Genomic DNA, 21,794 nt, shown 5'->3' on the forward strand with positions numbered 1-21,794 from the left:
CCTCGTCTCCATGAAAAATACACTCCCCCTCAGCCTGATCGCAGCCCTTGGTGAAAACCGCGTGATCGGCGTCGATAACAGCATGCCCTGGCATTTGCCGGCGGATTTCAAGTATTTCAAGGCCACCACCCTGGGCAAGCCGATCATCATGGGGCGCAAGACCTGGGACTCCCTCGGCCGGCCATTGCCCGGCCGGCTGAACCTGGTGGTCAGTCGCCAGGCCGGCCTGCAACTGGAAGGCGCGGAGGTTTTCCCGTCGCTGGAAGAGGCCGTGGCGCGAGCGGAGGAATGGGCGTTGGCACAGGGCGCCAGCGAGCTGATGCTGATTGGCGGCGCGCAACTGTACAGCCAAGGCCTGGAACAGGCGGACCGCTTGTACCTGACCCGGATAGAGCTGAGCCCTGACGGCGATGCGTGGTTTCCAGCGTTCGATCCGGACCAGTGGAAGCGGGTGTCGAACGAGCCGCACCCGGCGCTGGACGACAAGCCGGCATTCAGCTTCGAGGTCTGGGAAAGGACCTGAAAGCTTCGGGGGCAAGCCCCCTCCCACAATGTCTTTCACACCTGTGGGAGGGGCTTGCCCCCGAAGCTGATCCAGCGAGCGCCGGGAGGCTCAGGCCTGGGCCAGTTCCGCATGCTCGTCGGCATCCAGCAGGGTCTTGTCGGTCTGCTGCATGATCTGGCTGGTGATCGTGCCGGCGGTCATCGAACCGCTGACGTTGAGTGCCGTGCGGCCCATGTCGATCAGCGGTTCCACCGAAATCAACAACGCCACCAAAGACACCGGCAATCCCATGGCCGGCAGCACGATCAGCGCGGCAAAGGTCGCGCCACCACCGACACCGGCCACGCCGGCCGAGCTCAGGGTCACGATCGCTACCAGGGTCGCGATCCACAGAGGATCCAGCGGGTTGATGCCCACGGTCGGCGCCACCATGACCGCCAGCATGGCCGGGTACAGGCCCGCGCAGCCATTCTGTCCGATCGTCGCCCCGAACGAAGCGGCAAAGCTGGCGATGGACTGGGGAATCCCCAGGCGACGGGTCTGCGCCTCGATGCTCAGGGGAATGCTCGCCGCGCTGGAGCGGCTGGTGAAGGCAAAGGTCAGCACCGGCCAGATCTTGCGAAAGAACCGCAGCGGGTTGATCCCGGCCAGCGAAACCAGCAGGCCGTGGACCACGAACATCAGCCCCAGGCCGATATAGGACACCACGACGAAGCTGCCCAGCTTGATGATGTCCTGCAGGTTGGAACCTGCCACCACCTTGGTCATCAGCGCCAGCACGCCATAAGGCGTCAGCTTCATCACCAGGCGTACCAGGCGCATCACCCAGGCTTGCAGGGTGTCGATGGCATTGACCACCTTCTGGCCCTTTTCGGCATCGTCCTTGAGCAGTTGCAGCGCGGCAACGCCCATGAAGGCGGCGAAGATCACCACGCTGATGATCGAGGTCGGCTTGGCCCGGGCCAGGTCGGCGAACGGGTTCTGCGGAATGAACGACAGCAGCAGTTGCGGGATATTCAGGTCGGCGACCTTGCCCGCGTAGTCGGTCTGGATGGTCTGCAGCCGGGCCAGTTCCTGGGTGCCGGCGACCAGGCCCTCGGCGGTCAGGCCGAACAGGTTGGTCAGGCCGATCCCGATCAGCGCGGCGATGGCGGTGGTGAACAGCAGCGTGCCAATGGTCAGGAAGCTGATCTTGCCCAGGGACGAGGCATTGTGCAGGCGGGCCACGGCGCTGAGGATCGAGGCGAACACCAGCGGGATCACAATCATCTGCAGCAACTGCACATAACCGTTGCCCACCAGGTCGAACCAGCCGATGGAGGCCTTGAGCACCGGGTTGCCGTCACCGTAGAGGGCATGCAGGCTCGCGCCGAAAATGACCCCCAGCACCAGGGCGAACAGGACCTTCTTCGCCAGGCTCCAGGCGGTGTGGCGGGTTTGTGCCAGGCCCAGCAGCAGGGCGAGGAACACCAGCAGATTGAGAATCAGCGGCAGGTTCATGAAGACTCCGAAATAATAGATGCCCATCAATCTAGCCGTTGATGGTGAACCGGCAAGCCTAACAGCTTGATATATATGAATTTAATATCTAAATAGAATGATGGCTGTCGTTTTTGGAATAAGCCGGTGACGCTGGCGCGAATGCCGGTGACGTGATCAGGATGCAGGCGGTCGTGCTCGGATGAGGACTGTCATACAGATTTGTTAGCGTCGATGACTTTCAGTCAGGGAGATACCGCCAATGAAATTCGTCCCCAAACTTCTCGCCGCCGCACTCTGCCTGGGCCTTGCCGGTCAGGCGTTCGCCACCGAGCTGAAGCACTGGCCCGAGGCCCAGGCCAAGCAACTGGATGCGATGATCGCCGCCAATGCCAACAAGGGCAATTTCGCGGTGTTCGACATGGACAACACCAGCTATCGCTATGACCTGGAAGAATCGCTGCTGCCGTTCATGGAGAACAAGGGGCTGATTACCCGCGAGACCCTGGACCCGTCCCTGAAGCTGATCCCGTTCAAGGACACCGCCGACCACAAGGAAAGCCTGTTCAGCTACTACTACCGTCTCTGTGAAATCGACGACATGGTCTGCTATCCGTGGGTGGCCCAAGTGTTCTCCGGTTTCACCCTCAAGGAGCTCAAGGGCTACGTCGACGAGCTGATGGCGTCCGGCAAGCCGGTGCCGAGCACCTACTACGATGGCGACGTGGTGAAGAACATCGACGTCCAGCCGCCCAAGGTCTTCACCGGCCAGGCCGAGCTGTACAACAAGTTGATGGAAAACGGCATCGAGGTCTATGTGATGACCGCCGCTTCGGAAGAGCTGGTGCGCATGGTCGCGGCGGATCCGAAGTACGGCTACAACGTCAAGCCGCAGAACGTGATCGGCGTGACGACGTTACTCAAGGACCGCAAGACCGGCGAGCTGACCACCGCGCGCAAGCAGATCAGCGCCGGCAAGTATGACGAGAAGGCCAACCTCGGCCTGGAACTGACCCCGTACCTGTGGACCCCGGCGACCTGGATGGCCGGCAAGCAGGCGGCGATTCTGACCTATATCGACCAGTGGAAAAAACCGGTGCTGGTGGGCGGCGACACGCCTTCGAGCGATGGCTACATGCTGTTCCACAGCGTCGACGTGGCCAAGGGTGGCGTGCACTTGTGGGTCAACCGCAAGGACAAGTACATGACCCAGCTCAACGGCATGATGAAGACCTACGCCGAGGCCCAGGCCAAGGAAGGCCTGCCGGTGACGGCGGACAAGAACTGGGTGATCGTCAAGCCTGAAGATATCCAGTAATAGGCAATGATCGTTCCCACGCTCTGCGTGGGAATGCAGCCCGTGACGCTGCGCGTCACAACAGCGGACGCAGAGCGTCCAGTGAAGCATTCCCACGGGGACCGTGGGAACGATCGATACCGCATCACCTGTAGGAGCCGGCTTGCCGGCGATGAGGCCCTTGAGGCTTGCATCGATCTTTAAGGCCTCATCGCTGGCAAGCCAGTTCCTACAGGGATCGTGAGTATTACGGCACCAGCTTGTCCAGCATCGCCTTGTCGCGGACCGCACCCTTGTCGGCGCTGGTGGCGAGCAATGCATAGGCCTTCAACGCGGTAGTCACCTTGCGTGGACGGGCTTCCACCGGCTTCCAGCCTTTCTTGTCCTGCTCGGCACGACGGGCGGCCATTTCCTCGTCGCTGATCAACAGGTTGATCGAGCGGTTCGGAATGTCGATCAATACCTTGTCGCCATCCTGCACCAGGCCGATGGCGCCACCAGCGGCGGCTTCCGGAGAAGCGTGACCGATGGACAGACCTGACGTACCGCCGGAGAAGCGACCGTCGGTCAACAAGGCGCAGGCTTTGCCCAGGCCCTTGGATTTCAGGTAGGAAGTCGGGTAGAGCATTTCCTGCATGCCCGGACCGCCTTTCGGACCTTCGTAGCGAATGATCACGATGTCGCCGGCCTTCACTTCGTCGGCGAGGATGCCGCGCACGGCGCTGTCCTGGCTTTCGAAGATCTTCGCGTTGCCTTCGAACACATGGATCGACTCGTCGACACCGGCGGTTTTCACCACGCAGCCGTCCAGGGCGATGTTGCCGTACAGCACGGCCAGGCCGCCTTCTTTCGAATAGGCGTGCTCGACACTGCGGATGCAGCCGTTTTCACGGTCGTCGTCCAGGGTTTCCCAACGGGTCGACTGGCTGAACGCGGTCTGGGTCGGGATACCGGCCGGGCCGGCCTTGAAGAAGGTGTGCACCGCTTCGTCGTCGGTCTGGGTGATGTCCCACCTGGCGATGCCGTCGGCCAGGGTCTTGCTGTGCACGGTCGGCAGGTCGGTGTGCAGCAGGCCGCCACGAGCCAGCTCGCCGAGGATGCTGAAGATCCCGCCGGCGCGGTGCACGTCTTCCATGTGGTACTTCTGGATGTTCGGCGCGACCTTGCACAGTTGCGGCACATGACGGGACAGGCGGTCGATATCGCGCAGGTCGAAATCGATCTCGGCTTCCTGGGCGGCGGCCAGCAGGTGCAGGATGGTGTTGGTGGAACCGCCCATGGCGATATCCAGGGTCATGGCGTTTTCGAACGCCTTGAAGTTGGCGATGTTGCGCGGCAGCACCGAGTCATCGTTGTCGCCGTAGTAACGCTGGCACAGCTCGACGATGGTCCGGCCGGCCTGCAGGAACAGCTGCTCGCGGTCGGAGTGGGTCGCCAGGGCCGAACCGTTGCCCGGCAGCGCCAGGCCCAGGGCTTCGGTGAGGCAGTTCATCGAGTTGGCGGTGAACATGCCGGAGCATGAGCCGCAGGTCGGGCAGGCGCTGCGCTCGTACTCGGCAACCTTCTCGTCAGAAGCGCTGGAGTCGGCGGCGATGACCATGGCGTCTACCAGGTCCAGGCCGTGGGCGGCGAGCTTGGTCTTGCCGGCTTCCATCGGGCCGCCGGAGACGAAGATCACCGGGATGTTCAGGCGCAGGGCGGCCATCAGCATGCCGGGAGTGATCTTGTCGCAGTTGGAAATGCAGACGATGGCGTCGGCGCAGTGGGCGTTGACCATGTATTCGACGGAGTCGGCGATGATCTCGCGGCTCGGCAGCGAATAGAGCATGCCGTCGTGGCCCATGGCGATACCGTCATCCACGGCGATGGTATTGAATTCCTTGGCGACGCCGCCGGCACGTTCGATCTCGCGGGCAACCAGCTGGCCCATGTCCTTGAGGTGGACGTGGCCGGGCACGAACTGGGTGAACGAGTTGGCGACGGCGATGATCGGCTTCTTGAAGTCGGCGTCTTTCATCCCCGTGGCGCGCCACAGGGCGCGGGCACCGGCCATGTTGCGGCCGTGGGTGGATGTTTTCGAGCGGTAATCAGGCATGGAGCACTCCGGGCGGCTAATCAGGTATCAAATGGGGAGTGAGCTTCTATTGACCTCGGGAACACTCAGAAATGGCCGTGTGTCCGAAAGCTGCCGATAACCGCACGGGATCGCCGTGCATTTCAGCTTGAGCTCATAAACCCGCCGGGGGATGACTGGCGATGAATAGAGCGATTCTACACCGCTGGCGCGTGGAAGGAATGGGCCGGGCGCTCAAGGGTGTGAAGCCTGGGTCCAGCGGGCGGCTATGGATTCCCGGAGCTGCCTGTGCGCAGGGCCGCTCAGCGGCTCACCCTGGCACTGCTGAGCAGGCCCGCGAGGCTGAAGGCGATCAGGCCCGCGGCGATGGCCGGCAGCACATGGGCCCCTGTCATGGCCAGCACCGCACTGGTACCGGCCGCTGTGAGGAACATGATGGTATTGCCCGCCGAAGCCGCAGTGCCCGCGTGGGTGGAGAACAGCAGCATCGCCGCCGAGATTGCCGCCGACCGTGAGGTCAGCACCCGCAACGCCAGCAGGAAGATGCCCGCCGCTATCAGGGCAAAGGCATGGAAACTGCTTTTCCAGCCGAAGGACTCCAGCAACCAGGAACCCAGTAGGGGCGACAGTGCAACGAACAACCCGCTGAAACTCATGTAGTAGATGCGGATGAGGGCACGGTCTTCCTTGTCGAACAGGTCTTCCACCAGCGCCAGCCCCAGGACAAAGAATCCGCAGCCCAGCGCCCGGACACCGCGGAAGAAGAGAAAGGCCGCGAAGTCTGTGGCAAGGGTGCAGCCGAGGGCGCCGACAAAGGATATGGCCAGGCACCCCAGCAGGACCTCCTTGCGTCCGAACCTGTCGGAGAGAGGCCCGGCCACCAACTGCGAGAAAGCGAAGATCAGCGTGAACAGGCTGATGGCCAGGGCGATATCCACTGTTGATGTATTGAACTGCTCTGCCAGGGCCGGAAAGGCCGGCAACAGTACATTGAGCGGGAAAAAGCTGATGAGTGAGATGCACGTGACCAGCAGGAGGCAGGAGCGTTTGTAGTGGCGTGATTGCAGAGCGGGTGTGGGCGCGAAACCTTGCATCGATGGACTCCTGTTGGTGGTGCAATGCGCGGGGAAGGGGCTCACGTCTGGATGAGCAATTCCCTGAGTTCGTCGCAGAGTGCTTCTCCATTGCTGTAGCCGGCACCGACAAACAGTAGTGGCTGTTCGCACAAATCGCTCAGATTCAACGCTTGTTCGATTTTCCGCTCGGTCAATGCGGCTGTTATCCAAGTCTTGAAACCCAGGGCGGTGGCGGTCAGTTGAAATGTCTGGGAAACATGGCCTGCTTCGAGCAATGCCACCCGATAACCCTGGGAGTGTGGATATTTCCACCACATTTTGTCGAAGCGGGAAGTAATGAATATGCCAAAAGGCAAGTTTCCAATGAAATGCTGTTCTTGCAAAAGTGTCGCCAAGGGATCGTCGATGCATTTTATAAAAATTAGAGCGTGCTTGTCCGGGTGGTAATAATAAAATCCAGAACCAATACCTTCTACATTGCGAATGTAGACATAACCTTCGGTGCAATTCAGGCCGCCTCCCGATGGACTACTGCGACGGTCCTTGAATGCCTGCGGTGTTGTTGGCGCACAATCACCTTCACGCTCTTTCAGATAACCCAGCGACAGATAAAGAAGGGTGCCAAGATCCTTTCGCGAAATACTCTGGCCGAGAAATTTTCGGCAGGTCTTTCGTTTTGTTTGTCTATCGAGTACTGCTCATGTGATTTGTAGTTCCAGATCACGAGGGCAGGTGGTTTTATCAGGATAAGCAGATCTGGATTGATATGCATGAATGTGCACCCCTTGCCTGAGGTTGGGCCGAAGATGGGGGGGGGCGACCCAACCTGTCTCGGGGTTTATTTAAAGTTTCCGAGCATCGCGTGATGGCCGGCACTTACTTTTAACTCAAGGTTGATTTTTTTCATTTTCATCTCTCCTGCTTGAGGTCCTATTATTGAGGTTCTATTTGAAGAGCAACTGCATCATCTCGATGTCGAGGTGATGTAATTGATAATAGGCTTGTGAGATGAGTTGGCAATTAATAGATGTGTAGGGTATGTCCGAGTTATATGTCGGTCATGTCCAGTCATTGACGGCGAGTGAGGGCCTGCGTTGCTGGGCACCGCAGGGCGTTACTCGCCCCACCCTGATCCGGGGCGGGGCGATGACCACTTAGCTGTTAGGCAGCAGTCGGCAGGTAATGCTCTTGATATAACGGGTTTCCGGGATCGCCGGGTGTACTGGGTGATCCGGGCCCTGGCCGCCGCGTTCCAGCAACTGGATATTGCGGTCCAGGTGGCGGGCGCTGGTCAGCAGGATGTTCTGCAGGTCATCTTCCGGCAGGTGCATCGAGCACGAGGCGCTGACCAGAATGCCGTCCTTGCTGAGCAGGCGCATGGCCTGTTCGTTCAGGCGGCGGTAGGCTCCTTCGCCATTCTTCAGGTCTTTCTTGCGCTTGATGAACGCCGGCGGGTCGGCGACGATCACGTCGAAACGCTCTTCGGCGGACTTCAGTTCCTTCAGCGCTTCGAAGACGTCACCCTCGATGCAGGTCAGCTTCTCGGCAAAGCCGTTCAGCGCGGCATTGCGCTCCACGCCGTCGAGGGCGAAGGCCGAGGCGTCGACACAGAACACTTCGCTGGCACCGAAAGCCGCGGCCTGTACGCCCCAGCCGCCGATGTAGCTGAACAGGTCGAGGACCCGCTTGCCCTTGGCATACGGGGCCAGGCGCGCGCGGTTCATGCGGTGGTCGTAGAACCAGCCCGTCTTCTGGCCTTCCATCACCGGCGCTTCGAACTTCACGCCGTTCTCTTCCAGCGCGACCCACTCCGGCACCAGGCCGAACACGGTCTCGACATAACGCTCGAGGCCTTCGGCATCACGTGCCGCCGAATCGTTCTTGAACAGGATGCCGCTCGGTTTCAGGACCTGGACCAGCGCCGCGATCACGTCATCCTTGTGCTGCTCCATGGTCGCCGAGGCGAGCTGGACCACCAGGATGTCGCCGAAACGATCCACCACCAGGCCTGGCAGCAGGTCGGAATCACCGTAGACCAGGCGATAGAATGGTTTGTCGAACAGCCGCTCGCGCAGGGACAGGGCCACGTTCAGGCGGTGCACCAGCAGCGACTTGTCCAGTGGCAACTTGATGTCGCGCGACAGCAGGCGTGCGCAGATCAGGTTGTTCGGGCTCATGGCGACAATACCCAGGGCCTTGCCGCCGGCGGCTTCGAGGAGCGCCTGGTCGCCGGCCTTGAAGCCATGGAGTGGAGTCGCCGCCACGTCGATTTCGTTGCTGTAGACCCACAGGTGACCGGCGCGCAGGCGGCGGTCGGCGTTGGCTTTGAGGCGTAGGCTAGGCAGGGACATGACGTCGCTCCGGGAAAAAGAGCGGAATTATAGCGGGAGTTGCCGGCCGCCGGGTCGTCATGTTTCATGTGATTACACTGTACAGGCCGCCCATCCGGTATGACTTTTCCGCTAGAATCGCCCACTCGCCCGGAGTGTGTACTCATGTCCCAAGAACTATCAGCCGAACAGATCCAGCAGGCCCTGCAAGGCATCAGCGTGCCGCCTCAACCGCAAATCATGGTGGATTTGCAGATGGAGCAGTACATGCCCGACCCGGACCTGGAGGTGATTGCCCGGTTGATCAGTCAGGACCCGGGGCTTTCCGGTGCGCTGCTGAAAATCGTCAACTCGCCCTATTACGGCCTGGCGAACAAGATCGCCTCGATCCAGCGGGCAGTGAACCTGCTGGGCAGCCGTTCGATCATCAACCTGATCAACGCGCAGTCGATCAAGGGCGAAATGGCCGATGAAACCATCGTCACCCTGAACCGCTTCTGGGACACCGCCCAGGACGTGGCGATGACCAGCCTGACCCTGGCCAAGCGTACCGGCTCCCAGGCCATCGATGAAGCCTATGCGCTGGGCCTGTTCCACGATTGCGGGATTCCGCTGATGCTCAAGCGCTTCCCCGACTATATGACGGTGCTGGAACAGGCCTACGCCAAGGCCGGTCCGGAGCAGCGGGTGGTGGACACGGAAAATCATGCGTTCAACACCAACCATGCCGTGGTCGGCTACTACACGGCCAAGTCCTGGCGCCTGCCTGAGCACGTGACCAACGCCATCGCCAACCATCACAACGCCCTGGCGATCTTCAGCGACGAGACCACGCGCAACAGCCAGTTGAAGAATCTGCTGGCGATCCTGAAAATGGCCGAGCACATCTGCGCGTCCCATCGGGTGCTGGGCAACCAGACCGAGGATCACGAGTGGAATGCCATCGGCCACCTGGTGCTCGATTACGTCGGCCTGTCCGACTACGACTTCGAGACGCTCAGAGAAAACATCCGCGAGTTGGGTGCTCATTAGTTCAGAGCACGCTACTTCCTGACCTGGAACCACCATGCCTGAATTACCCGAAGTCGAAACCACCCGGCGCGGTATCGCGCCTCACCTGGAGGGGCAGCGGGTCAGTCGCGTGATCGTCCGCGACCGGCGCCTGCGCTGGCCGATTCCGGAAGATCTCGATGTGCGCCTGTCCGGGCAGCGCATCGTGCAGGTCGAGAGACGGGCCAAGTACCTGTTGATCAATGCCGAGGTCGGCACGCTGATCAGCCACCTGGGGATGTCGGGCAACCTGCGCCTGGTGGAAGTCGGCATGCCGGCGGCCAAGCATGAGCATGTGGATATCGAGTTGGAGTCGGGCCTGGCCCTGCGTTATACCGACCCGCGTCGCTTCGGCGCGATGCTCTGGAGTCTCGACCCGCTCAATCACGAGCTGCTGATTCGCCTGGGGCCCGAGCCGCTGACCGACCTGTTCGATGGCGAACGTCTGTTCCAGCTGTCCCGTGGCCGCTCGATGGCGGTCAAGCCGTTCATCATGGACAACGCTGTGGTGGTGGGCGTGGGCAATATCTACGCGACCGAAGCGCTGTTCGCCGCCGGGATCGACCCGCGCCGCGAGGCAGGAGGGATTTCCCGGGCGCGTTACCTGAAGCTGGCAATCGAGATCAAGCGGATCCTGGCCCATGCCATCGAGCGTGGCGGTACCACCTTGCGCGACTTTATCGGTGGTGATGGCCAGCCCGGCTACTTCCAGCAGGAGCTGTTCGTCTATGGGCGCGGCGGCGAGCACTGCAAGGTCTGTGGCAGCGGTTTGCGCGAGGTCAAGCTCGGCCAGCGCGCCAGTGTCTATTGCCCGAAATGTCAGGGCTGACCTGAGCCGTGCGCAGACGCTATAGTAAGTCTTTGCCCTCCCGTTGCTTAGCCGAAGGATAGCGCCATGACCCCGTTTCGTACCCTGGCCTTGTTGCTGGCCCTGAGTTCTGGCCTGCAGGCACTGCCGGCCCTGGCCGATGACGGGACCAGCGGCGACCCGACCTATCAGATCCAGAACCCGCCGGCCTACGCGATGATCGGCGACCTGCTGGTGGCGCGTCCGCTGCTGGTGGGCGCGACCCTGATCGGCACGGCGGCCTTCGTGGTGTCACTGCCGTTTACCGTGTTCGGTGGCTTCAAGGGTGTCGGCAAGGCCGGCAAGGCGCTGGTGGTAGACCCGGGCAAGGCGGCGTTTGCCCGTTGCCTGGGTTGCACTGCGGAAGGGTTTGACGGCAACGAACAATAGCGCCCCCTGTAGGCGCCGGCTTGCTGGCGATAGCGATCGATGGGGCGATACAAGGCCCACAGGCCTCATCGCCGGCAAGCTGGCTCCCAGCGTCAGGCTTTGCCGGTGATCTTCCGGTATTTGGTCATCAATTCTTCTTCGGTTTCCGGATGGGCTTCATCCAGCGGGATGCAATCCACCGGGCAGACCTGCTGGCACTGCGGTTCGTCGTAGTGGCCGACGCACTGAGTGCAGAGGTTCGGGTCGATCACGTAGATCTCTTCGCCCTGGGAGATGGCGGCGTTCGGGCACTCGGGTTCGCAGACGTCGCAGTTGATGCAATCGTCGGTGATGATCAGGGACATGGGCACTCCGGCCAGGGCGGCAAGCCCGGGCAACGTTAAAACTGATAGGCCAATTGTGCCGCATTGGCGCGCGCAGTGCACGCGGGCACGACAAGACCGGCGTCAGGATCGCCGTTCAAGACGGCGGCACGCAGCCGCCATCCGGGTTACTTCTTGAAGCGCAGGTTCAGGGCCTCGGCTACCGCCGGGTGGACGAACTTGGTGATATCTCCGCCCAAAGCGGCGATTTCCCGCACCAGCGTCGAGGAAATGAACGAATAGCGTTCCGATGGCGTGAGGAACAGGCTCTCCACTTCCGGGGCCAACTGGCGGTTCATGTTCGCCAACTGGAACTCGTACTCGAAATCCGACACGGCACGCAGCCCGCGCAGGAAAACGTTGGCGTTCTGTTCCTTGGCAAAGTGCGCCAGCAACGTGGAAAAACCCATGACTTCAACGTTGGGCAGGTGCTTGGTGACCTCGCGGGCCAGTTCCACACGCTGTTCCAGCGGGAAAAGCGGGTTTTTCTTCGGGCTGGCGGCCACGGCAATGATGACGTGGTCGAACAGGCGCGCGGCGCGTTCGACCAGATCGCCATGGCCCTTGGTAATCGGGTCGAAGGTACCTGGGTACAACACTCGGTTCATCGCGTCGTCCTGGCGGGAGTCCGTTGGGGAATCGGATGGTATCGCAGCCTATCCTGTCGGCCAAGTCAGGACGTGCGGAAGAAAGCCCTATAGACGTCGTGAATAATCCTCTTTCTCAGGGGTTTTTCAAGCGTTCGGCCAGGGCCGTGGCCAATTGGGCGGTCAGCCCGTAGACCGACAATTGCGGGTTGGCGCCGATGCTGGTGGGGAACAGCGAGCCATCGTGGATCGACAGGTTGCGCAGTTGATGATGGCGGCCGAGGCTGTCGGCGACCGCGGTTTTCGGATCCTCGCCCATGGCGCAGCCGCCCATCACGTGGGCGCTGCCCAGGCGCGTGCGGTACAGTTCCAGGCTCAAGCCGTCGATCAGTTCGCGGGCCTTGGCCAGGGAGTTCACGTAATCGGCATCGGCATGCAGTGGCAGCACCGACTTCGCGCCTGCCGCGAACTGGATCTCGGCCATGCTGTGGAAAGCCCGGCGCAGGCCGTCCCAGGCATACGGCGAGACCCGGTAATCGAGGACAGGGGTGTCGTCGCCGCGTAATTCCACGTTGCCGCCCGGGCTGTCCGGATGGAAGCCGTCGCGCATCAGCGCCAGCATCACGTGGGTGTGCGGCAGTTGTTCCATGCGCAGCGCGCTTTGCGGGCCGAAGCCGCCCAGCAGCGTGCTGGCGAGCGCCGGTTGCAGGGGCGGCACTTCCAGCTTGTAGGACATATGCCCGGTGGTGCCATCCAGCCATTGGAAATGATCGGAATAGATGGACTGGGGGGCGCCGTAGAAGGGGTTGATCACTTCGGAAAACTGCCCGGCGGAGAAATTCACCAGGTGCAGGAAGGTACGCTTGCCCAGGCGCTCGTGCGGATCGGGCGCCTTGGAGCGCAACAGCAGCGCCGGGCTGTTGATTCCGCCGCCGGCCAGCACGTAGTGCCGGGCCCTGACATTGATCTTGCGCCCGTTGGGGGTGACGCAGCGGGCATCCATGCCCAGGCATTGCAGGCCGGTGATCCTGTCGCCGTCGAGCAGCAAGCGGTCGGCGCGTGCCAGATAGAGCAGTTCACCACCTTTTTCCAGGGTCGCGGGAATGGTGGTGACCATCATCGATTGCTTGGCGTTGGTCGGGCAGCCCATGCCGCAGTAGCCCAGGTTCCAGCAGCCGCGGACGTTGCGCGGGATGACTTTCCAGCTGTAGTCGAGTTTTTCGCAGCCGTTGCGCAGCACGTCGTTGTTGGCATTGGGCGGCACCAGCCAGGGGGTGACGCCGAGGCGTTGTTCCATTTTCTCGAACCAGGGCGCCATCTCGGCCGTGCTGTGGCCTTTGACGTTGTGTTCCCGGGCCCAGTGTTCGAGGGTCGGTTCCGGGGTACGGAAGCTCGAAGTCCAGTTGATCAGGGTGGTGCCGCCGACGGCGCGGCCCTGGAGGATGGTGATGGCACCATCCTTGCTCATGCGGCCGATACCTTCCTGGTAGAGGCTGGCGTAGGCCTCGTCTTCGAGCATCTTGAAGTCGCTGCTGGTCTTCAGCGGGCCTTCCTCGATCAGCAGGACCTTGTAGCCGGCGGCGCTGAGGATTTCGGCCGTGGTTCCGCCACCGGCGCCGCTGCCGATAATGGCGACGTCGGCTTCCAGGTTCAGGTCGTGGTCCAGTTGCGCGCCGTTGTAGGTTTTCCAGCCACGGGCGAGGCCTTCGCGGAACAGATCGGGTACGGGCATATGACGCCTCTTTTATTATTGGGTGTTCAACACGAACCCTGTGGGAGTCGGCTTGCCGGCGATGATATCGACGCGGTTCCCTTTCGAAGCGCATCGCCTGGATCGCCGGCAAGCAGGCTCCTGCAGGTCTAGACCTTCGGCGGCCCCGGATAACCGCAACGGGCCCAGGACTCGGAGCGGTTGTACCAGGCCATCATCACCAGTTGCAGCAGTGAGGCGTGGCCCATGCGCAGCAGGCTCAGGTAGCTGTTTTCCCAGCGCTTGAGAAAGGCCTGGATCTGTTCGCTACCGGCATTTTCCCAGCGGCCCCAGATGCCGGTCAGCGGGCCACGGGTAAGCCCCATGCCCAGCACATCGAACAGTTGGCGGGTCAGTTTGAGCATTTCCGGGGACAGGTGGTCGAGGCTCTTGTCCAGGCTGGCCAGGGTCTGTTCGACGGCAGTGGGCAGCTTGTCGTTGCTGACGGCTCCTTCGAGCATCACCGGGATCAGCGCCCGCAGGAACGGCAGGTCAGCCGCCTGCAGCACGGCAAAACCGCTGGCCGGCCCGCTCGCCGAGCAGCCGCTCAGGCTGGCGGCGAGCCCGGCGGTGGTGAGGAAGGCGCTGGCGCAGAGACCGATTTTCAGCAGGCCGCGCCGTGACAGCGCGGGAGACTCGGACAGGCTTGGGATCATTATTGTTATTCACCTGAGTGGTTGTTTTTGCGGCAAGACGCGTGGATCAGCGGACAAACAGCTTCTGGATCAGTTTCTGGATCGATTTTCCATAAGGCGGGTAGATCAGCCGTGCGGCGTTGAAGCGCTGCTTGGTCAGCACGCCCTTGGCCTTGCTGAAGGTCAGGAAACCATCATGGCCGTGGTAATGGCCCATGCCCGAGGGCCCGATACCGCCGAACGGCAGGTCTTCCTGCGGTACATGCAACAAGGTGTCGTTGAGGCAGACACCGCCGGAATGGGTTTCCTGGAGAACGCGCTCCTGCTCGGCCTTGTTGTAGCCGAAGTAGTAGAGTGCTAGCGGGCGAGGGCGTCGATTGATGTAGGCAAAAGCTTCGTCGAGGCCCTTGTACGGGACGATCGGCAGCAGTGGGCCGAAGATTTCATCCTGCATCAGGGTCATGTCGTCGCTGACGTTCAGCAGCAGGCTATGGCCCATGCGGCGTTGCTGGCCCTGCTCGAACATCGAGATCAGCAAGGCACCCTTGCTGGTGGCGTCGCTGAGGTAGCCATTGAGCCGTGCCAGTTGTCGCTCGTTGATGATGCTGGTGTAGTCCGGGTTGTCCGCCAGGCTTGGATAGAAGCTGCGCACCGCCTGGCGGTAGGCCTCGACAAAGGAACCGACGCGCTCTTCGGGCACCAGCACGTAGTCCGGGGCCACGCAGGTCTGGCCGGCATTGAGGGTCTTGCCGAAGGCGATGCGTTCGGCGGCGTCCTTGAGCGGTACATCGCTGGAGACGATCGCCGGCGACTTGCCGCCCAGCTCCAGGGTCACCGGGGTCAGGTTCTCGGCGGCGGCGCGCATGACATGCCTGCCGATGCTGGTAGCACCGGTGAACAGCAGGTGGTCGAACGGCAGCCTGGAGAACGCCATGCCGACTTCCGCCTCGCCCAGCACCACGCACACCAGGTCCTGTGGAAACACCCGGCCGAGCAGCTCCTTGAGCAGCAGGCCGGTGGCCGGTGTCGACTCGCTGAGCTTGAGCATCACCCGATTGCCCGCCGAGAGTGCCCCGACCAACGGGCCGATGGCGAGGAACAGGGGATAGTTCCACGGCACGATCACCCCGACCACGCCCAGCGGCTGGTAGACCACCTTGGCCGAAGCCGGCTGGAAGGCCAGGCCGACCTTGCGCCGCGCCGGCTGCATCCAGCCCTTGAGGTGTTTGCGGGCGTAATGGATGCCGTGCAGGCTGGGCATCAACTCGGCGAGCAGGGTTTCGTCGGCGCTGCGGTTGCCGAAGTCCTGGCTGATGGCCTCGACCAGGGCCTGCCGTTCGTCGCTCAGCAACTGGCGCAGACTGTCGAGCCATTGCCGGCGTTGTTCGACGCGCGGCATCGGGTGCGCGGCGTAGGCGTGGCGTTGGGCCTGGAACAGGCGCTGGAGCTCACCCAGTTGCTGCTGTGACTCCTGCAGGTAGGCAATTTCGGCAGGCATGGCGCGCTCCATGAGGTGTGTTTTTATTTTTAAACAAATGTTTAGAGCTTATACTCCAAAAAGTCAACAGCCGTGTTCGCTGCCGACCGTTTATCCGCTGCCGGATAGGTCGTAAGATGCCTGGCACCGCACTCTTGAAGTAAAGCTGAAGTCATGGCCCCACGAATAAAAACCAGTGAGCGCATCGTCCAGAACAGCCTGGATCTGTTCAACCAGCAGGGCGAGCGCAGTGTCAGTACCAATCACATCGCGGCGCACATGGATATTTCGCCGGGCAACCTCTACTACCACTTCCCCAACAAGCAGGCGATCATCGCCGTGCTGTTCGCCGAATACGAGGCGCTGGTGGACAGCTTCCTGCGCCCGCCCCAGGGCCGCGCCGCGACCATCGACGACAAGCGCTTCTATCTCAAGGCGCTACTGGCGGCGATGTGGCGCTATCGCTTTCTACACCGCGATCTCGAGCATCTGCTGGAGAGCGATGCCGAACTGGCGGCCCGCTATCGGCGGTTTTCCCAGCGTTGCCTGATCCAGGGGCAGGCGATCTATGGTGGCTTCGTCGAGGCCGGGATCCTGGCCATGGATGCGGTGCAGACCGAGTCGCTGACCCTCAATGCCTGGATTATCCTGACCTCCTGGGTACGGTTCCTGAGCACCACCCGGGAAAACGCCAATCACTTGAGCGAAGAATCGATCAAGCGTGGCGTATATCAGGTGCTGGTGCTGGAGTCGGGGTTTGTCACGCCCCAGGCCCGGGCGGCGGTGGACAAGCTGCTGAACGAGTTTTACGTGCCGCTGACCCAGGCACTGGAGGATGTGCGGATATCGTCCTGATCCGCGATTTGATCGTTCCCTCGCGCAGCAAAGGCATGCAGCCCGTGACGCCGTGGGAGCGGGCTTGCCCGCGAAGCTTTTGAAGCGGACGCAGAGCGTCCAGTGAGGTGTTCCCACGCAGAGCATGGGAACGATCATGTTACTGATCTTTATCCACTTACGAGGAATGAGTCATGCCCCTTGCGCAACTGATCAGCCCGCAGCAACTGGCCGAGCGCCAGGCCCTGCCGGGTTTGGTGATCCTGGATTGTCGTTTCGCCCTGGAAGACCCGGACTACGGACAGCGCAGCTATGCCCAGGGGCATATCGAAGGCGCGCACTTCGCCGACCTGGAGCGCGACCTCAGCGGCCCGGTGACCAAGGGCGTGACCGGGCGCCATCCATTGCCCGAGCCGGCGGTGCTGGTGCAGCGACTGCAAGCCTGGGGTATCAGCGCCGACAACGAGATCGTGCTGTACGACGACGGTCCCGGCATGTACGCGGCGCGTGCCTGGTGGCTGCTGGCCTGGCTGGGCAAGCGCGACGGGGTCTTCATCCTCGATGGTGGCCTGAAGGCCTGGCATGGCGCGGGCCAGCCTCTGAGCCTGAACCCGCCGCCGGCTGCGCGTGGGACCTTCAGCGGCACGGCGGACCCCTCGTTGCAGATCAGCGCGCAGCAACTGCAAGAGCGTCTCGGCCAGGCCTCCCTGACCTTGCTCGATGCTCGCGCGCAGCCGCGTTTTCGTGGCGAGGTCGAGCCGATCGACCCGGTTGCCGGGCATATCCCCGGCGCCCAGTGCGCGGCGTTCAGCGACAACCTCGGTGCCGATGGGCGTTTTCTGCCAGCCGAGCAGCTCAGGCAGCGATTTGCCGGGCAACTGGGCGACCGTTCGCCGCGGGAGCTGGTGGCGTACTGCGGCTCCGGGGTGACGGCCTGCCACAACCTGTTCGCCTTGAGCCTGGCGGGTTATCCGTTGGGGACGCTGTATGCCGGCTCGTGGAGCGAGTGGATCACCGATCCTAAGCGTGGCGTTGCCACCGGCGACTGAACGCTCAGTCAAACACACTGATCGTTCCCACGCTCTGCGTGGGCATGCAGCCCCCGACGCTCCGCGTCGACGCCGGGAAAAAGCTGGACGCGAAGCGTCCGGTGAGGTATTCCCACGCTGGAGCGTGGGACCGATCGGATCAACATCCTCTACCGGCCAGCCACTGCGGAATCCGGCGCTCCAGGTAGTAAGCCGGCTTGCGCAGGGTGCCGTCGACAAACCCGACATGCCCGCCTTTGCGCTGCAGTTCGAACTCGGTGCCCGGCGCCAGCTCGCCGGGTTCCGGCAGGCTGTGGGGAAACACGAAGGGATCGTCCGCCGCCTGGATGATCAGGGTCGGCGTGCGGATCGCGCCGAGAAAGTAGCGGCTGGACGCGCGGCGGTAATAGTCCTCGGCATCCAGGTAACCGTGCAGCGGCGCGGTTACCCGACCGTCGAAATCCCAGAAGGTGCGCATTCCCGTCAGCGGCCCCAGGTTGCTCAAGGTCGCCAGGCCGTCGATCCGCCCGTCATGCTGGAACCGGCGCTGCTTGTCCCTGATGTAGGTGAGCATCTCGCGCATGAAATGCGCCTGGTAGACCTTGGAGAAGCCCTGGCCGATGCGGTCCGCGCACTGATCGAGACGAAACGGCACCGACACCGCGACAGCCGCCTGCAGGCCGCTGTTGCCGGCGCTTTCCCCCAGGTGCTTGAGCAACACATTGCCGCCCAGCGAATAACCCACGGCGTACAGCGCCGCCAACGGTCGCCTGGCCTTCAGGTGGGTTATGGTCGCGGCCAGGTCCTCGCTGGCGCCGGAGTGGTAGCTGCGGGCCAACAGGTTGGGTTCCCCCGAGCAGCCGCGCCAGTTCAGCGCCACGCTGGCCCAGCCCTGGTTGGCCAGGGCCTGTTGCAAGCCGACGATATAAGGTGAGTTCGAGGACCCGGTGAGCCCGTGCAGGAGCAGCACCAGGGGCGTCGTCGCCTCATGGGGACCGAACCAGTCGAGGTCGAGAAAGTCGCCATCGTCCAGCCAGAACCGTTCACGCTGGCGCTCGATAACGATTTTTCCGCGCCAGAGCGGGCCCCACAAGGTTTGCAGGTGCGGGTTGCCCAGGCCGGGGGCCGGGGTGAAGTCCTGAAAGGCGAATGACGGCGACACAGCGAATCTCGGAATAAAAATGCCAGGCAGCGCCGTAGACCAACGGCCACGGCAACTGCGCTACAGGACGCGATACCCCTAAATTGCCACAGTCATGTCGGTTGCCGCAGCTTTATTATCCGCGCGGGAGCGGGCCGGGCTGGCAACTTGTCGCCTGTGGCCGGGCCTCGGGCAGCGGCTGTTGGGTGACTGTCGGGCCGGCACTCGTCACCACCCAGCCTTGGGCATCGAAGTGGCTGTTCAGGGCAGCCTTGATCCGTTCACGGGTCAACCTCTGTGCCTGTTCGGCGAAGTCGGTCAGGCTCAGCGGCAAGTCATGGCGGCCGATCAGTATCAGCGCCTGCAGGATGTCCGCGTTGCTGGCGCCCCTCAATGCCATCTCTCCGCGCATGCTCTGCTTGATGCTTTGCAGTTCCTGTTCCGTCGGGCCATCCCTGAGAAATGCCGCGAACATCTGCCTGACCCGCTGGAGCACGGCGTCGCTGTACTGCGGTGGGATCGCGAGACTGATGTGAAAAGGGCCATGGGCTTGCCAGTCGGTCAGTTGCGACGATACCGAGTAGGTGATGCCGTGCTGCTCGCGCAGCTCCTTCATCAGTCGATTGTCGAAGCCGCCGCCAAAGATCAGGCTGGCGACATGCAGGGCGACGTAGTCCGGATGCCGCCGGGGCGGGGCGATCTGCGCCAGATCCAGCTGCACCAGGGTGGTGGGGCGTTCCAGATGGGTTTTACCGACGATACTGTCACGCCGCTCTGCGCTGGCGGTGGGTGGCAATGCCGGACCCTTGGGCAGGGCGTCGGAAATCTGCACGCTGAGGCGCTGGGCCTGCTCCTCCGAGAGATCGCCGACCAGCAGGATAACGGCGTTGCCTGCGCTGTAGGTCTTCTGGTGGAAGGCGCGCAACTGCTCGACGGTGATCTGCGCGATGCTGTCCCGGGTGCCGTAGAGGGGCTGACCATAGGGGTGTCGTGGGTAGAGCGAGGGCGGAAACCGGTGGCTGATCCCGCTGCTCAATGCTGAATCCTGGCGCAGTTGCTGGTCGAGGAGCTCGCTCTTGACCCGGCGGATGGCATCCATGGTGAAGCTGGGCTTGCTCAGGATCTCACTCAATAACTGCAGGGCCGGTAGGCGGACGGCTTCGTCGCTGAGGCTGCGCAGGGTGAAATACGCGTGGTCCCGGTCGATGCCATTGGTGATCTGCGCGCCCAGGCTGTCGAACGCGCTCATGATCGTATCGACGTCCTTGTCCTGTGTACCTTCGTTGAGCAGGCTCAAGGTCATGGCCGCGAGGCCATGGTGGTCGCCATCATGCCGGCTTCCCGCGGCAAAGCTCACGGCCACGTCGATCAATGGCAGGCCATGGGTTTCAACAAAGAGTACCTTGGTGCCGTTGAGGGTTTTCCAGCCACGGACCGGCAGCGGGGAGGGCACCGGTACCAGGTCACGAACGTCGCCCAGCGATTGCAGGGGATCGACAGTGGTGGAAGCCTGTGCGTCGGGGATTGCAAGGCCGGCGAACAGCGCCAGCACGATGCTCGATAAAACGGGGGGGCGCTTACTCATGATGGTTTCCCCCTGGGATGGCCAGGGCAACGCTGAGCCGCTCACGAACAAAATAAGTCTGTGCGGCCTTTTGGATGTCCAGGGGGGTGACGGCCTTCAGGTGGTCCTGTTCCTGTGTGTCCAGTTTCCACGACAGGCCGACGCTCTCCAGCAGGCCGATCTTCTGCGCCTGGGCTTCCACCGAGTCGCGGGCGAAAACCCCTTTTGCCAGCACTCGGGTGCGCGCACGGTCAAGTTCCTGCGCGCTGACGGGGGTTTTCTGCAGCGCTTCGAGCAGTGCCCACAGGCGTGCCTGGACATCGTCCGGATCGGGGTTGCCCTGGATATCCAGGTCGACGGCAATCTTCAACAGGCCGTCCCCTCGATTGAACGCCTCGTAGCTGGAGTGGGCCCGGGTGATCAGTTCTTCATGGAATTTCAACTGACTGAAGATCCGCGAGCCGGCACCGACGCCCAGCAACTCGTTGAGCAGGCGCAGGGAGTGTGCGCTCCGTGGGTCGGCAGCGGTTGCCAGGCTGGGGACGTTGAAGGCCATGAGGAGACTGGGAAACTCATTGTGGGTTCGTAGGGTGATGCGCCGTTCCCCCTGCTCGTTCAGCTCCAGCGGTTGTCGGATCTCGGGAAGCTTGCGCCCGGGCAGGTCGGCGAAGTAGCGACGGGCCAGGGTTTCGACCTCCTCGGCTGTCACATCGCCGACCACCACCAGGGTGGCGTTGTTCGGTGCATACCAGGCGGTGTACCAGCGGTGCAGCTGTTGCACGCTCATGCGTTCCAGGTCGTGTTGCCAGCCGACGGTCGAGGTGCGATAGCCGCTGGTGCCAAAGGCAATAGCGCGCATTCTCTCGTCGAGCAGTTCACCGGGGCTATCGTCGACGTTCTGCCATCGCTCGTTCTTGATGACCTCGATTTCACGCTGGAAGGCGGCCGGCGACAGTTGGGCGGTGCTCATCTGGTCAGCCATGATTTCCAGCGCGACCCCCAGGGCATGGCGCGGCATAAGGTATTCATAGGTGGTGGTGTCGTGGTTGGTGAAGGCGTTGATCCTGGCGCCGAGGCGTTCCATGATCGGGAAAGCATGGCCTGGGCAGACTTTGCTGCTGCCCTGGAACAGCATGTGCTCCAGCGCGTGGGAAAGACCGGATTCACCCGGCGGTTCGTGGCTGGAACCGACCTTGTACCAGAGCTGGGCGGCCACGACGGGGGCGCGATGATCTTCGCGGACGATGATTTTCAGGCCGTTGTCCAGCCGGAGTTCGTGGGTGTCGGGTGTAGGCGCTGCGAGGGCGACGGCCGGCAGCAGGAGCAAGCCGAACGCGAAGCGTAAGGTGGGGCGTTTCATCGGTAGGG

At 62.4% G+C, this 21,794-nt stretch carries 19 protein-coding genes and 1 pseudogene; 7 read left to right on the plus strand and 13 right to left on the minus strand.

Annotated elements, in window-relative coordinates:
- The first annotated feature begins 10 nt into the window (after positions 1–10).
- Positions 11–523 carry a dihydrofolate reductase gene (locus HX851_RS00950; protein WP_177064622.1) on the plus strand — a complete coding sequence of 171 codons (513 nt, stop codon included), beginning with the start codon at positions 11–13 and terminating at the stop codon, positions 521–523.
- A gap of 90 nt (positions 524–613) precedes the next feature.
- On the opposite strand, the gene HX851_RS00955 is transcribed toward HX851_RS00950, so the two are convergent.
- On the minus strand, positions 614–2,005 hold the full coding sequence (locus HX851_RS00955; protein ID WP_177064624.1) for an L-cystine transporter: 1,392 nt from the start codon (positions 2,003–2,005) through the stop codon (positions 614–616).
- A 241-nt stretch (positions 2,006–2,246) separates the two neighbouring features.
- Here HX851_RS00955 and HX851_RS00960 point away from each other — a divergent pair, with 241 nt between their 5' ends.
- A complete protein-coding gene (locus HX851_RS00960; RefSeq protein WP_177055908.1) occupies positions 2,247–3,302 on the plus strand; it encodes an HAD family hydrolase in 1,056 nt (351 codons plus the stop codon).
- A gap of 226 nt (positions 3,303–3,528) precedes the next feature.
- On the opposite strand, the gene ilvD is transcribed toward HX851_RS00960, so the two are convergent.
- The 4 genes and pseudogenes from ilvD to HX851_RS00980 all read right to left on the minus strand — a co-directional run bounded on the left by ilvD (position 3,529) and on the right by HX851_RS00980 (position 8,782).
- The gene (gene ilvD, locus HX851_RS00965; RefSeq protein ID WP_177064626.1) at positions 3,529–5,376 is read right to left on the minus strand and encodes a dihydroxy-acid dehydratase; all 1,848 of its coding nucleotides are present in this window, start codon (positions 5,374–5,376) and stop codon (positions 3,529–3,531) included.
- Between the two features lie 281 nt (positions 5,377–5,657).
- The gene (locus tag HX851_RS00970; RefSeq protein WP_177064628.1) at positions 5,658–6,449 is read right to left on the minus strand and encodes an MFS transporter; all 792 of its coding nucleotides are present in this window, start codon (positions 6,447–6,449) and stop codon (positions 5,658–5,660) included.
- 41 nt (positions 6,450–6,490) lie between these two features.
- A pseudogene (locus HX851_RS00975) lies at positions 6,491–7,096 on the minus strand (SagB/ThcOx family dehydrogenase); the annotation flags it as partial.
- A 489-nt stretch (positions 7,097–7,585) separates the two neighbouring features.
- On the minus strand, positions 7,586–8,782 hold the full coding sequence (locus HX851_RS00980; protein WP_177055912.1) for a class I SAM-dependent rRNA methyltransferase: 1,197 nt from the start codon (positions 8,780–8,782) through the stop codon (positions 7,586–7,588).
- 198 nt (positions 8,783–8,980) lie between these two features.
- Here HX851_RS00980 and HX851_RS00985 point away from each other — a divergent pair, with 198 nt between their 5' ends.
- From HX851_RS00985 to HX851_RS00995, 3 genes are all read left to right on the plus strand, one after another.
- On the plus strand, positions 8,981–9,793 hold the full coding sequence (locus HX851_RS00985) for an HDOD domain-containing protein (RefSeq protein ID WP_177056085.1): 813 nt from the start codon (positions 8,981–8,983) through the stop codon (positions 9,791–9,793).
- 34 nt (positions 9,794–9,827) lie between these two features.
- Entirely contained in the window at positions 9,828–10,640 is an 813-nt protein-coding gene (gene mutM, locus HX851_RS00990) for a bifunctional DNA-formamidopyrimidine glycosylase/DNA-(apurinic or apyrimidinic site) lyase (protein ID WP_177055914.1), read from the plus strand.
- A gap of 66 nt (positions 10,641–10,706) precedes the next feature.
- Positions 10,707–11,048, plus strand: a complete 342-nt coding sequence (locus tag HX851_RS00995) for a multidrug transporter (RefSeq protein ID WP_177055916.1) — start codon at positions 10,707–10,709, stop codon at positions 11,046–11,048.
- Positions 11,049–11,140: 92 nt separating this feature from the next.
- On the opposite strand, the gene HX851_RS01000 is transcribed toward HX851_RS00995, so the two are convergent.
- The 5 genes from HX851_RS01000 to HX851_RS01020 form a co-directional block, all read right to left on the minus strand.
- Positions 11,141–11,392 (minus strand): YfhL family 4Fe-4S dicluster ferredoxin, encoded by a 252-nt coding sequence (locus HX851_RS01000; protein ID WP_177055924.1) that lies wholly within the window; start codon positions 11,390–11,392, stop codon positions 11,141–11,143.
- Positions 11,393–11,538: 146 nt separating this feature from the next.
- On the minus strand, positions 11,539–12,018 hold the full coding sequence (coaD, locus tag HX851_RS01005; protein ID WP_017124884.1) for a pantetheine-phosphate adenylyltransferase: 480 nt from the start codon (positions 12,016–12,018) through the stop codon (positions 11,539–11,541).
- Between the two features lie 115 nt (positions 12,019–12,133).
- Complete coding sequence (locus tag HX851_RS01010) at positions 12,134–13,729, minus strand: GMC family oxidoreductase (protein ID WP_177064630.1); 1,596 nt, start codon at positions 13,727–13,729, stop codon at positions 12,134–12,136.
- A 128-nt stretch (positions 13,730–13,857) separates the two neighbouring features.
- Positions 13,858–14,403, minus strand: a complete 546-nt coding sequence (locus HX851_RS01015) for a twin-arginine translocation pathway signal protein (RefSeq protein WP_177064632.1) — start codon at positions 14,401–14,403, stop codon at positions 13,858–13,860.
- Positions 14,404–14,449: 46 nt separating this feature from the next.
- Complete coding sequence (locus HX851_RS01020) at positions 14,450–15,880, minus strand: coniferyl aldehyde dehydrogenase (protein ID WP_177064634.1); 1,431 nt, start codon at positions 15,878–15,880, stop codon at positions 14,450–14,452.
- 153 nt (positions 15,881–16,033) lie between these two features.
- Between HX851_RS01020 and HX851_RS01025 the strand changes: the two genes are divergently transcribed.
- A complete protein-coding gene (locus HX851_RS01025; RefSeq protein WP_177055931.1) occupies positions 16,034–16,714 on the plus strand; it encodes a TetR/AcrR family transcriptional regulator in 681 nt (226 codons plus the stop codon).
- A gap of 173 nt (positions 16,715–16,887) precedes the next feature.
- The gene (locus HX851_RS01030; protein WP_177064636.1) at positions 16,888–17,742 is read left to right on the plus strand and encodes a sulfurtransferase; all 855 of its coding nucleotides are present in this window, start codon (positions 16,888–16,890) and stop codon (positions 17,740–17,742) included.
- Positions 17,743–17,881: 139 nt separating this feature from the next.
- Here HX851_RS01030 and HX851_RS01035 read toward each other — a convergent pair whose 3' ends face one another.
- The 3 genes from HX851_RS01035 to HX851_RS01045 form a co-directional block, all read right to left on the minus strand.
- Positions 17,882–18,883 carry a hydrolase gene (locus HX851_RS01035; protein ID WP_177055935.1) on the minus strand — a complete coding sequence of 334 codons (1,002 nt, stop codon included), beginning with the start codon at positions 18,881–18,883 and terminating at the stop codon, positions 17,882–17,884.
- A 115-nt stretch (positions 18,884–18,998) separates the two neighbouring features.
- Entirely contained in the window at positions 18,999–20,447 is a 1,449-nt protein-coding gene (locus HX851_RS01040) for a M16 family metallopeptidase (RefSeq protein WP_177064638.1), read from the minus strand.
- Positions 20,440–21,786 (minus strand): M16 family metallopeptidase, encoded by a 1,347-nt coding sequence (locus HX851_RS01045; RefSeq protein WP_177064640.1) that lies wholly within the window; start codon positions 21,784–21,786, stop codon positions 20,440–20,442. Before HX851_RS01045 ends, HX851_RS01040 begins: the two co-directional genes overlap by 8 nt.
- Positions 21,787–21,794: the final 8 nt, after the last annotated feature.

Origin of the sequence: Pseudomonas gingeri (assembly GCF_013385635.1) — a bacterium.
Taxonomy (GTDB): Bacteria; Pseudomonadota; Gammaproteobacteria; order Pseudomonadales; family Pseudomonadaceae; genus Aquipseudomonas; species Aquipseudomonas gingeri_A.